General features: G+C 72.4%; 10 protein-coding genes. All 10 read right to left on the reverse strand.

Annotated features, from left to right (window positions below):
* Positions 1-3: 3 nt before the first annotated feature.
* The 10 genes from HNR25_RS01995 to HNR25_RS02040 all read right to left on the reverse strand — a co-directional run bounded on the left by HNR25_RS01995 (position 4) and on the right by HNR25_RS02040 (position 12,019).
* Entirely contained in the window at positions 4-441 is a 438-nt protein-coding gene (locus HNR25_RS01995) for a hypothetical protein (protein ID WP_184632944.1), read from the reverse strand.
* Positions 414-1,373, reverse strand: coding sequence for a ParA family protein (locus HNR25_RS02000; RefSeq protein WP_184632946.1), 960 nt, complete (start codon positions 1,371-1,373; stop codon positions 414-416). The genes HNR25_RS01995 and HNR25_RS02000 overlap by 28 nt, the downstream gene beginning before the upstream one ends.
* A 189-nt stretch (positions 1,374-1,562) precedes the next feature.
* A complete protein-coding gene (locus HNR25_RS02005) occupies positions 1,563-2,582 on the reverse strand; it encodes a site-specific tyrosine recombinase XerD (RefSeq protein ID WP_376767533.1) in 1,020 nt (339 codons plus the stop codon).
* A 242-nt stretch (positions 2,583-2,824) separates the two neighbouring features.
* Positions 2,825-3,484, reverse strand: coding sequence for an NUDIX domain-containing protein (locus HNR25_RS02010; protein WP_184632948.1), 660 nt, complete (start codon positions 3,482-3,484; stop codon positions 2,825-2,827).
* Entirely contained in the window at positions 3,481-5,232 is a 1,752-nt protein-coding gene (pyrG, locus tag HNR25_RS02015; RefSeq protein ID WP_184632950.1) for a CTP synthase, read from the reverse strand. The genes HNR25_RS02010 and pyrG overlap by 4 nt, the downstream gene beginning before the upstream one ends.
* A 233-nt stretch (positions 5,233-5,465) precedes the next feature.
* Complete coding sequence (locus HNR25_RS02020) at positions 5,466-6,107, reverse strand: hypothetical protein (RefSeq protein WP_184632952.1); 642 nt, start codon at positions 6,105-6,107, stop codon at positions 5,466-5,468.
* Between the two features lie 179 nt (positions 6,108-6,286).
* A complete protein-coding gene (locus HNR25_RS02025) occupies positions 6,287-7,195 on the reverse strand; it encodes a hydroxymethylglutaryl-CoA lyase (protein WP_184632954.1) in 909 nt (302 codons plus the stop codon).
* Between the two features lie 256 nt (positions 7,196-7,451).
* Positions 7,452-8,447, reverse strand: coding sequence for a GNAT family N-acetyltransferase (locus HNR25_RS02030; protein ID WP_184632956.1), 996 nt, complete (start codon positions 8,445-8,447; stop codon positions 7,452-7,454).
* Between the two features lie 395 nt (positions 8,448-8,842).
* Positions 8,843-10,951 (reverse strand): excinuclease ABC subunit UvrB, encoded by a 2,109-nt coding sequence (uvrB, locus tag HNR25_RS02035; RefSeq protein WP_184632958.1) that lies wholly within the window; start codon positions 10,949-10,951, stop codon positions 8,843-8,845.
* Between the two features lie 507 nt (positions 10,952-11,458).
* Positions 11,459-12,019: an ATP-binding protein gene (locus tag HNR25_RS02040; RefSeq protein ID WP_184632960.1), complete on the reverse strand. Its 561-nt coding sequence runs from the start codon at positions 12,017-12,019 to the stop codon at positions 11,459-11,461.
* Positions 12,020-12,107 lie beyond the last annotated feature (88 nt).

Raw genomic sequence — 12,107 nt, forward strand, 5'->3', positions numbered from 1 at the left:
GGCTCAGTAATCGGTCAGACGCTGCACGAGCATGCTCGCGTCGCCGTTCTCCTCGAAGTCGGCGAGCAGCACCGCGACGGCCTCGCGCACGATCCGGCCGCGGTCGGCGGTCAGCCCGTGGTCGCCGCGCAGGACCAGGCGGGTCTGCTCCAGAGCGATCAGCTCGGGAGCCGAGATGTAGACGGTGATCTTCTCGTCGTGGCGCTGCCTGCCGCTGGGCCGCGGCGGCGTCGGCTGCAGCCCGCGCGGCGCCGGCGCCTGTGCAGGCGCGGCGGAGCCGGTTGCGGCCTCGTGGGCCTCCGGCTGCTGGGCGTACTGCCGGGTGTCGGCCGCCGCGGTGGACTGTGCGGGCTCGGGCTCAGGCTCTTCGGGGTCGGATGAGCGGAAGAACAGCTCGTCCGCACCCGGCAGGGTCACGCGCCGTGACCGCTGTTTGGCCACCGGGCCAGCACCTCCTTCGCGAGTTCCCGATAGGAATTGGCACCGGCCGACGACGTGTCGAACCGCGTTATCGGCTCACCCGCGACAGTGGCGTCGGGGAAGCGGACGGTGCGGTTGATGACGGTGCCGTAGACCTTGTCGCCGAATCCGTCGACGATGGTCGACAGGACCTCGCGCGCATGCAGCGTTCGCGGGTCGTACATGGTGCCCAGGAACCCGTCGATGACAAGCTGCTCGTTGAGCCGCTCCTGCACCTTCTGGATGGTGTCCATGAGCAGCGCGACGCCGCGCAGCGCGAAGAACTCGCACTCCAGCGGTACCACGACCCCGTCGGACGCGGTGAGCGCGTTGACGGTGAGCAGCCCCAGCGAGGGCTGGCAGTCGATGAGCACGACGTCGTAGTCCTGCACGACCGGGCGCAGGGCGCGCGCGAGCATCTGCTCCCGCGCCACCTCCCCCACCAGCTGCACCTCGGCCGCGGACAGGTCGATGTTGCTCGGGATCAGGTCGAGGCCGTCGATATCGGTCTTGAGCAGCACGTCCTCGACGCCGACGTCGCGTTCCATGAGCAGGTTGTAGACGGTGAGCTCAAGCTCGCGCGGGTCGAGCCGCCCCAGGCCCACCGACAGCGCCCCCTGCGGGTCGAAGTCGACGAGCAGCACGCGTCTGCCGTACTCGGCCATGGCGGCGCCGAGGTTGATGGTCGTGGTGGTCTTACCGACTCCGCCTTTCTGGTTACACAGTGCTACAATCCGTGCCGGACCGTGGCTGTCCAACGGCTCCGGATCCGGATACTCCGGCTTAGGTCTGTTCGCTTGCAGTTCAGCCCCCGTGCTGCGCGTTGCCCCCCATGGGTTGCTCGCCGGGGAGTCCGGCATGCTTTCGTCGATGGGCGCCCCCGGCCCCGCATCGTCGTACTCCGACCAGCTCACAACCCTTGACCTCCCTACGGACCGGCGTGTGCGAGCGCCGCTGCGCCCCCGACGTACCGGCCGCCGGAAAAACTCAATATGTCGACAGCAACCAACTGCCGTGCCGCGACTCTAGAGCCTCCGTGCACGATCGTTCAACGCGACACTCGACGCAGCTCGGCCGTGCCGCGAACTCTCGGCTCCGAAGGCTCACCCCGCGGCATTGGCGCGCGGGTGGCTGGCGGCGTAGACCTCGCGCAGCCGGTCGACGGTGACCATGGTGTAGACCTGCGTGGTGGTCACCGAGGCGTGGCCCAGCAGCTCCTGGACCACGCGCACGTCGGCGCCGCCGTCGATCAGGTGCGTGGCGAAGGAGTGGCGCAGGGTGTGCGGCGAGACGTCGCTGAGTCCGGCGCGCTCGGCGGCCGCGCGCAGCACCGTCCAGGCGCCCTGGCGGGTCAGCCGCCCGCCGCGGGCGTTGAGGAAGAGCGCGGGCGCTCCGCGGCCCGAGGCCGCCAGCACCGGCCGGGCGCGCACCAGATAGGAGTCGAGCGCGGCACGGGCGAAGCGCCCGATCGGCACGAGGCGCTCCTTGCCGCCCTTGCCGCGGTAGCGCACGGCGGCGACGCCGTCCTCGGGTCCGGCGTCGGCGGGGGCATCGTGGCCGGGGGCGGGTTCGGGGGCGAGCCGGGTGATGTCGTCGACGTCCAGGCCCACCGCCTCGGAGATGCGCGCCCCGGTACCGTAGAGCAGTTCGAGCAGGGCGCGGTCGCGCAGGGAGCGGGGTTCGCCCTCGCCGGGAACGGCGCCCAGCAGCGACTCGATCGCCTCCAGCGATACCGCTTTGGGCAGGCGCCGCGCGGGCGTGGGAGGGCGCACCCCGCCTGCGGGGTCGGTGGCGGACAGTCCTTCGCGCAGGGCGAAGCGGTGCAGGCCGCGTACGGCGACCACGGCGCGCCCGGCGGAGTTCCCGCCCAGCGGGGGGTGGTCGGTGTCGCCTTCGCGCAGCCGGCGCAGGAATTCGGCGACGTCGGTCTCGGCGACCGCCGCCGGCGAACCGATGCCCCGCCCGGCCAGGAACTCCAGGTAGCGGCGCAGGTCGCGGCGGTAGGAGGACAGCGTGTTGGCGGCCAGGCCGCGTTCGACCGCCAAGTGGTCGAGGTATCCGGCCACAGCCGCGTCCAGCGCGGCGGCGGGCTCTGCGCGGGCGCTCCCGTGTTCGGGGGACACCGTCGGGATCACCCGCCTTCCGCCGTGCCGAGGGCTCAGAGCTTCGGGGCGATCATGCCACAGGCGGGCGACATCGGCGGCTCGACACGGCGATACCGCCAGCAACCACCGCGATGCCGCCACCACCGACATGGCACGCAACCCCACCGATTCGGACGAAAGAGCAGGATCGGCGGAAGGCGGGCGGGTTTCGGGGCGCGCTCAGGGCCGCGGCGGATCCTGCGCGCCGCGGCCCGGAGGTCCTAACCGCCGGTGCGGGCCGACCGCAGGGAGGCGAAAGAGCCGCGGGACGCCGCGGCGGCCGCCAGCACGCCCACCGCAGCGGCGCCGTTGCGCACCCGCCCCTCCAGCACCGCTTGCACGGCTTCCTGCAGCGACACCCACCGCAGCACCATGTCGGTCTCCTCGTGGATGCGGTCGAAGCCGATCTCGGCCTCGTCCAGGCGGGTCGGCCCGCGCCCCAGGAACACCTGGATGCGCTCACTGGAGAAACCGGGCGAGGGGAAGAAGTCCGCTAGCTCGTACCAGTCCTCGGCGGCGAAGCCCGCTTCCTCGCGCAGCTCGCGCGCGGCGGTGGCGACCGGCCGCTCGCCCTCCTCGTCACGCACCCCGGCGGGCAGCTCCCACAGCCGGTGGGCCACGGGGTGGCGGTACTGGTCGAGCATCAGCACACGCTCGCGCTCGTCCAGAGCCAGCGCCGCCACGGCGCCGGGGTGGTCCAGGTACTCCCGGGCCACGACCTCGTCGGCGCCGCCGCGGCCGGGCATGTGCACGTGGTCGACCCGGGTGGCGGTCTTCGCGCCGCTGTAGACCGCACTGGTGCGTTCGACCTTCCAGCTCTCCGGCCGATCGGCGAGCGCGCCGGAGGCCTCCTCCTGGAAGGGCGTGGGCTCGCCGGTCATGCCCGCTCGGCGGTGTCGGCCGCCTCCGCCGCCTCGGCAGCCGCGTCCGCCTCCGCGAGCGCCGCCTCAGGGGACCCGTGCGGGGCCGCCTCCGCGACCGGAGCGGCGTCGGCGCCCGCCGCGTGGTCCACGGCGGCCGCGACCAGTCCGCGGAACACGGGGCTGGCGCGGGTGGGCCGGGAGCGCAGCTCGGGGTGGGCCTGGGTGGCGAAGAAGAAGGGGTGCCGGTCCCGGGGCAGCTCGATGTACTCCACGAGCCGGCCGTCGGGCGACAGCCCCGAGAACACCATCCCGGCCGCCTCCAGCGTGGCGCGGTAGGCGTTGCTGACCTCGTAGCGGTGCCGGTGGCGCTCCTGGGCGCGGTCCTCGCCGTAGAGCTCGCGGGCGATGGAGCCCTCGGCCAGTTCGGCCGGGTACAGGCCCAGCCGCATCGTGCCGCCCATGTCGCGCTCGCCGGCGACGACGTCGGTCTGGTCGGCCATGGTGGAGATGACCGGGTCCTCGGCCTTGTCGTCGAACTCGGCGCTGTTGGCCCCGGCCAGATCCGCCGCGTTGCGGGCGTACTCGATGACCATGCACTGCAGCCCCAGGCAGATCCCCAGCAGCGGGATGCGGTTCTCGCGGGCGTAGCGGATCGCGCCGAGTTTGCCCTCGATACCGCGCACCCCGAACCCGCCGGGGACCAGCACGCCGTCGGCGCCGCCCAGCTCGCGCTCGGCGCCCTCGGGCGTATCGCACTGGTCGCTGGCCACCCAGCGCAGTGAGATCCGCGTGTTCTCGGCGAAGCCTCCGGCACGCACCGCCTCGGTCACCGACAGGTAGGCGTCGGGCAGGTCGATGTACTTGCCGACGAGGGCGATGGTGACCTCGCGGTCGGGCTGGTGGACGCGGCGCAGCAGGTTGTCCCACTCGGTCCAGTCGACGTCGCGGAAGGCCAGGCCCAGGCGGCGCACGACGAAGGCGTCCAGGCCTTCGCGGTGCAGAACCTTGGGGATGTCGTAGATCGAGGGGGCGTCGGGGGTGGAGACCACGCCGCCCTCGTCCACGTCGCACATCAGGCTGAGCTTGCTCTTCATGCTCTGCGGAATGGGCCGGTCCGAGCGGCACACGATCGCGTCGGCCTGGATGCCGATGTTGCGCAGTGCCGCCACCGAATGCTGGGTGGGCTTGGTCTTCAGCTCGCCGGCGGGGCCCAGGAACGGGATCAGCGACACGTGCAGGAAGAAGCAGTCGTCGCGGCCGATCTCGTGGCGGATCTGGCGCACCGCCTCCAGGAAGGGCTGGGACTCGATGTCGCCGACGGTGCCGCCGATCTCGGTGATGACCACGTCGACGTCGGCGGAGTCCATCGCGTAGATGCGCGCCTTGATCTCGTTGGTGATGTGCGGGATCACCTGCACGGTGTCGCCGAGGTAGGCGCCCTGGCGCTCCTTGGCGATGACGCTGGAGTAGACCTGGCCGGTGGTGACGTTGGCCGAGGCCGACAGCTCGGTGTCGAGGAAGCGCTCGTAGTGGCCGATGTCGAGATCGGTCTCGGCGCCGTCGTCGGTGACGAACACCTCGCCGTGCTGGAAGGGGTTCATCGTGCCGGGGTCGACGTTGAGGTAAGGGTCGAGCTTCTGCATGGTGACGCGGAGGCCACGCGACTTCAGCAGCCGCCCGAGGCTGGATGCGGTCAGACCCTTGCCCAGACTGGAGGCGACCCCGCCAGTGACGAAAAGATGTTTGGTACTCGTGGCGGTTGCCAAAGATTGCTCCCGTGGTCGTACGGCGACGGGCGCCCGGTTCGGCTCGGAGGCCCGTGCGGTGCCCGGCGCCGAAGGGGCTCGGCCCCGTCCGCGACCTCGGACTCCACGGGCCACCAGGATAACAGCGCCGCACCCCCGCCCCGGCACATCCCGCGCGACACCCGCACCCGGCGGCGGCGGGGCTGCCCTGCCGCGACGCCGGGATGCGGGCGGCGGCGCGGCGCGGCGAACCGCTACCGGTCTGCCGGGCCGCCGTCGGGAGGCCGGTGCGGCGGCGGCTGCCCCGGGGCCGGCGGCGGATAGGGCTGCCCGCCGTGCTGGGGGCGGGGCTGCTGCGGGTGCTGCTGCGGATACGGCCCGCCGGCGTAGGGCTGCTGCGGGTACTGCTGCGCATACGGCCCGCCCGCGTGCGGCTGCCCCGGGTAGGGCGGCTGATACGGCGGCCCGGGGTAGGGCTGGGGACCGGCGTAGGGGCCGGCCTGCCGGACTTGTGCTCCGCCGCGGTCGAGCAGGAACGACACGGACAGGAGCACGAACACCAGTGCCGTCGCCCCCAGGACGCCGTAGAGCAGCCCCAGCGGCGGGATGTCCGCCAGGTTCGCCAGTCCCGCCCCGCACATTCCCACTGCGGTCAGCAGCGCGAAGGCGAGGGGGAACCGGCCCCGGCGCTGGAGCAGCACCGCCGCAGTCCCGGCGAAGCCCAAAGCCACGACGGGGCCGACGGAGAAGTAGCCGATGACATAGCCCGGCTCCTGGCCGCCGGCGACCAGCGCACCGGCGATACCGAGGATCCCGCGCAGGACGACCAGGGCGGCGAACCCCAGGAAGACCGCCTGGGCGGTGCGCACGACCGGGGGGACAGGGGCGGTGGGCATGGGGGAACTCCCGGATTCGGGCTCGACGAGGGGACGGCCGCGGGCCCGGGTCGGCCTCCGCGGCCGGTCGCGCCCCGCGGCCGCGGCGGGACCGGCGCCGCGCTCGGACGCGCTCCGCCTAGGCAGATACTACCGACGGTGTCCGCACCGGCACACCGCGCCGCCGGCGTCCCGGTGTCTCAGCCGCGCACGGCCGGGAACTCCCCGGCGCGGCCGAGCAGGGCCGTGGGGGCGGCGCCCAGGACCGAGCCGAGCCACATGCCCGTGCGGGCGGTCTCGGCCGCGTCGACGCCGGTGTGCAGGCCGCTGCGGTCGAGCTGGAAGGCGAGGTCCTCGGTGGCGATGTTGCCGGTGGCGCCGGGGGCGAAGGGGCAGCCGCCGAAACCGCCGACGCTGGCGTCCAGCACGGTGACGCCGTGCGCGACGGCGGTGTGGGCGTTGGCGTAACCGGTGTTGCGGGTGTTGTGGAAGTGGCAGCGCAGCCGGGCTTCCCCGACGACCGGGCGGACCCGCCCGATCACGTCGGCGACCTGGCCGGGCACGCCCGCACCGATGGTGTCGGCCAGGGCGACCTCGGCGGCACCCGCCTCGGCGGCCCGCCGGGCGACCTCGGCCACCCGCTCCGGATCGGTCTCACCGTCGAACGGGCAGCCGAAGGCGGTGGAAACGGTCGCGCTGACGGGCATGCCGGCCTCGGCGGCGGCCGCGGCGATTCCGGCGAAGGCGTCGGTCATCTCGGCGACCGAGCAGCCCTGGTTGCGGCGGCAGAAGCCGTCGGTGGCGGGGATGGCGACGTTGACCTCGTCGACTCCGGCCTCCAGCGCACGGTCCAGGCCGCGGCGGTTGAGCGCGAGACCGATGTAGGAGACGTCGGCGCGGCGCGGGACGCCGGCCATGACCTCCTCGGCGCCGGCCATCTGCGGCACCCGCCGCGGGTCGACGAAGCTGACGGCCTCGATCCTGCGGGCCCCGGCGCCGATGAGCCGCTCGATCAGCTCGACCTTGCGGGCCGGCGGCAGCGGCGTCTCCTCGTTCTGCAACCCGTCCCGCGGTCCGACCTCGACGATCTCCACGTGCTGCGCGGCCATTGCGCCACTCCCGTCTCCACGTCGTCAGGTCCGCCGGGTGCGCCGCCCGCTGCCGGAGCGCCTCGGGGCGCGCTAGGGCGCGCGGTGGCGGGCACCGGCCCCGCCACCCAGGATAGTGCTCCGGATCATAGGCCGACCGGCGAGGGCTGACCCGATCATCCCATCCGGTCCGACGCGGATGCCCGATACCGCCGGCGCCGGACGCGTCCGGCGAGCGCGCGAGTACGCCCCGCTGCCGGTGCGCCTCGGCAGGAGCTCAGCGCAGCGCCAGCGCCGGACGGACCTCCCAGGTGGTCCACACGGGCCGGTAGCCCATGCGGTTCCAGAAGGGCCCCGAAAGAGGGTTCATCATGGCGTAGTTGAGAACGGACACCTGGACGTTGTGGGCGTCCAGCGCCTGATGGGCCTCGCTGACCAGGGCCGTGCCGATGCCGCGGCCGCGCTCTTCCTCGGCCACGACGCCGTAGCCGATGTGGGCGGCCGGCGCGGCCCGCACCAGCGGGGCGGCCCAGCGGGCGCGATCGGGCGGCGAGACCCACACCAGGCCGACCGGACGCCCCCGCCGCTCGGCCAGCCACACCCATGAGGGCGAGCGGCTCAGGGCGCGGGCGGCGACCCGGCGGGTCTGCTCGGGCGTCTCGGGCTGGATGAAGACCCCGCCGAAGAACTCCTCATAGCGGTGCTCCTCCATCAGCAGGCTGACGATGGGGGCGAGGTCCTGGGAGTCGGCCAGGCGGATCGTGACGTCGCGCGGCGGCAGTGCGGGAGGCACCCCGCGGCGCCGCTCGCGCGCGGCCAGGACGCTGTAGGGCTGGAGCCCGTGCGCCTGCAGCGCCGGAACGCCCAAAACGTCGCGCGCGGGCCAGGTCAGCTGTGCTGCCGACTCCGATCCGGTCCCGGTGGGCAGCTGCTGCAACTGCTCTTGCCAGCTCGACAGCAGCGAGTCCAAGGCGCGTCCGGGGTCGGGGCCGCCCACGATGGGCGTCAGCCAGTGCTGGTCGGGCATGCCCCAGGTCCGGCCGACCTCGCCGGGCTGGTACCAGGAGTAGCGCATGGTGCCGGTGGCCACCGGGTGGCCGGCCTCGTCGCTGACCGTCAGCAGCGGATAGGTGCTCTTGCGCGGGCGCGTCGGCGCCGGCAGCAGGGGATCGACCTCCCGCCAGCGCATAGCGACGGAGTCGACCAGCAGGTCGAACTCCGTTCCGCTTCCCGGAAGCTCGTCGTTCCGCACCCGGGCGACATAACCGCCCATCCCACCTCCCAGGCCGCGCATCCCGCACACACCCGCTTCGGCTCGCCGGCGCGGCTGTCGGGAGCCGGACAGTGGTCACGTACCGTCGCAACACGGACACGCAAACAGTAGCGCCTCACGAGTCCCTTCGCTCGCGATTGCGGCGAGATTTTCCCTGATCGTTTTGAAATTGTCGCTATGCAATTTCAGGGCGGCAAAGCCCGATCGGCCCAACCGTAGCCGATTCGTCCGGGATCACGGAGACCGGGGTGATGCCGCGCACACGCCGCTGACCGCCGAGGACACGGGCGCGACGGCCGACGGTGCGGCCCGGGTGCCGACGGCGCGGGCCGCCCGGGGCTGCCCGGACGACGATGCGCCCGCGCGAGCGCCGCCGTGCTCGCGCGGGCGGCGGTTCAGCTCACCCCGGCGGCGTCCATCCCGCGCAGTTCGCGCTTGAGCTCCTTGATCTCGTCGCGCAGCCGGGCAGCGAGCTCGAACTGCAGATCGGTGGCCGCCTGGTGCATCTGCTCGTTGAGCTGCTCGATGAGCTGGGAAAGATCGGCCCGCGGCATCCGGCTGACGTCCTCGGACCGCTCGGATCCGGCCCCCTTCAGGTCGGGCACCGGGGTGGTGGCCTGCTGGCCGCCCTTGCGGTACCCCGATCCGATCAGTTCCTCGGTGTCGACGTCCTCGCGCGCCAGCGAGTCGAGGATGTCGGCGATCTTCTTGCGCAGCGGCTGCGGGTCGATGCCGTTGGCCTCGTTGTAGGCCAGCTGCTTGGTGCGGCGCCGGTCGGTCTCGTCCAGGGCGCTGCGCATGGAGTCGGTGACGTTGTCGGCGTACATGTGGACCTGGCCGGCGACGTTGCGCGCCGCACGCCCGATGGTCTGGATCAGCGCGCTGGAGGAGCGCAGGAACCCCTCCTTGTCGGCGTCGAGGATGGCCACCAGCGACACCTCGGGCAGGTCCAGACCCTCGCGCAGCAGGTTGATGCCCACGAGCACGTCGAACTCGCCGGTGCGCAGCTCGCGCAGCAGCTCGACCCGGCGCAGCGTGTCGACCTCGCTGTGCAGATAGCGCACGCGGATGTTCAGCTCGGCGAAGTAGTCGGTGAGGTCCTCGGCCATCTTCTTGGTCAGCGTGGTGACCAGCACGCGCTCCCGGCGCTCGGCGCGCTCGCGGATCTCGTGCACGAGGTCGTCGATCTGGCCCTCGGTCGGCTTGACCACGACCTCGGGGTCGACCAGCCCGGTGGGACGGATGACCTGCTCGACGACGTCGCCCCCGCTCCGGCGCAGCTCGTAGGGGCCGGGGGTGGCCGAGAGGTAGACCGTCTGCCCGATGCGCTCGGTGAACTCCTCCCACTTCAGAGGGCGGTTGTCCAGTGCCGAGGGCAGCCGGAAGCCGTGGTCGACCAGGGTGCGTTTGCGCGAGGCGTCGCCCTCGAACATGCCGCCGATCTGCGGCACCGTCACGTGCGACTCGTCGACCACCAGCAGGAAGTCCTCGGGGAAGTAGTCGAGGAGGGTGTTGGGGGCGCTGCCGGGCTCGCGGCCGTCGAAGTGGCGCGAATAGTTCTCGATGCCCGAGCAGCTGCCCACCTGGCGCAGCATCTCCATGTCATAGGTCGTGCGCATGCGCAGCCGCTGGGCCTCCAGCAGCTTGCCTGCGTTCTCCATCTCGGTGAGGCGCTCGCCCAGCTCGGCCTCGATGTCGCCGACGGCGCGCTCCAAGCGCTCGGGGCCGGCGACGTAGTGGGAGGCCGGGAACAGGTAGACGTGGGCGTCCTCGCCCAGGACCTCGCCGGTGAGCGGGTGCAGGGTCTGCAGCCGCTCGACCTCGTCGCCGAACATCTCGATGCGGATGGCGAGTTCCTCGTAGACCGGGATGACCTCGACGGTGTCGCCCCGCACGCGGAAGGTGCCCCGGGTGAAGGACACGTCGTTGCGGCTGTACTGCATCTCGACGAGCTTGCGCAGCAGGTCGTCGCGGTCGATCCGCATGCCGACCTCCAGCTCGGCCATCCTGTCGACGTACTCCTGGGGCGTGCCCAGGCCGTAGATGCAGGAGACCGAGGACACCACGATCGTGTCGCGCCGGGTCAGCAGCGAGTTGGTCGCCGAGTGCCGCAGCCGCTCGACCTCGTCGTTGACCGAGGAGTCCTTCTCGATGTAGGTGTCGGTCTGCGGGACGTAGGCCTCGGGCTGGTAATAGTCGTAGTAGGAGACGAAGTACTCGACCGCGTTGTTGGGCAGCATTTCGCGCAACTCGTTGGCGAACTGCGCGGCCAGGGTCTTGTTGGGCTGCATGACCAGCGTGGGCCGCTGCAGCTGCTCGGCCATCCAGGCCACCGTGGCGGTCTTGCCGGTGCCCGTGGCGCCCAGCAGCACGGTGTCCTCGTCGCCCGCCTGCACGCGGCGGCTGAGTTCGGCGATGGCCGCAGGCTGGTCGCCGGCGGGGGTCATCTCCGAGACCACCTCGAACGGCGCCTTCTTGCGCTGGATATCGGTCACCGGCCGCACGTCGCCTCAGCTCCCCTCGCGTTCGACATGTCCGCCCACGCTATAACCCGCCGGTGACAACACGGCCCGCGCACGGAGGATTCCCAGCGCAGCGGCCGCGGACGGCTCCGGCGGACGCTGATCCGCACGGTGCTGGAGCCCGGCGCGTCCTGCCTCGGGGCGGTGGTCGCCTCGATCATGAGCAGCACGTCCATCAAAGCGTCGATGTCGGCGTCGCGCATGTGCTCCGCGTAGGTCGAGCCCTTCCCGCCGAGGCGGCGGCAGGAACGGAAAGCCCCCCGTTGGACACCAGGTCGTGCGTGGACACGGCGTCGTACCGACTGATCCGGACCGAAGATCGGGGTCTCCATCCCCGTCGTGGTCCAGCTGGCCTTGTTCTCCGTGCGGGGACGGCACCGGGGCGGGCCGGCACTCCCGGCTGTTTCCCCGCCTACACCGGGGGCGGCGTGCGCCGGCCACTCTCGTGGTCCCGGCCGCGCCACCCCCGGCGCAGCGGTTCGGGACGGCTCAGGCATCGGGCCAGACGCTTCCGGCCAGATCGGAGTCCAGGCGGAACCACACCTTGCGGAACCGCGGCATGCCGTTGTCGCCCCATGCGCTGGCCAGGCTGTCCACCAGCGCCAGCCCGCGCCCGCCTTCGCAGGCGACGCCGTCCGCGGGCCGGGCGGCGGCCAGGTGGCTGCGGTGCCCGTAGCCGGGGCGGCGATCGGCGCGGTCTCCCCCGTCGCGGCAGTTCAGGGTCAGGCCGGTGGCCGAGCGGTCCACGCGCAGGGTGTAGGTGCCGCCGGGCAGACCTGAGCGGGTGTGCTTGACGGCGTTGCTGACGAGCTCGGTGCCCAGCAGGTCGAACAGGAAGCGGTACTCCTCGCTCTGCGCGGCCGCGCACGTGTCCAGGAAGGCGTGCACCAGCGGCAGGAACACCGGCTCGCTGCGGAACTCGAACGCGCGGCGGGTGAAGTGCGGGCGGTCGGGGCGGCGGTTGAAGTAGTACTCGTAGCCGTTCGGGATGAGCAGGCCGAGGGGGACGGTCACCTCGGGCATGGGCGGGACGGCGGTGAGCGTGGGCATGGAGGGCTCCTTGACTGGGGGCGGAGGAGACAGGACGCGGGCGGAGCACCCGCAAACGCAGGACAGGCACGCGGGTGCGGCATAGCGT

This window comes from Streptomonospora salina, from assembly GCF_014204715.1.
GTDB classification, from domain to species: Bacteria; Actinomycetota; Actinomycetes; order Streptosporangiales; family Streptosporangiaceae; genus Streptomonospora; species Streptomonospora salina.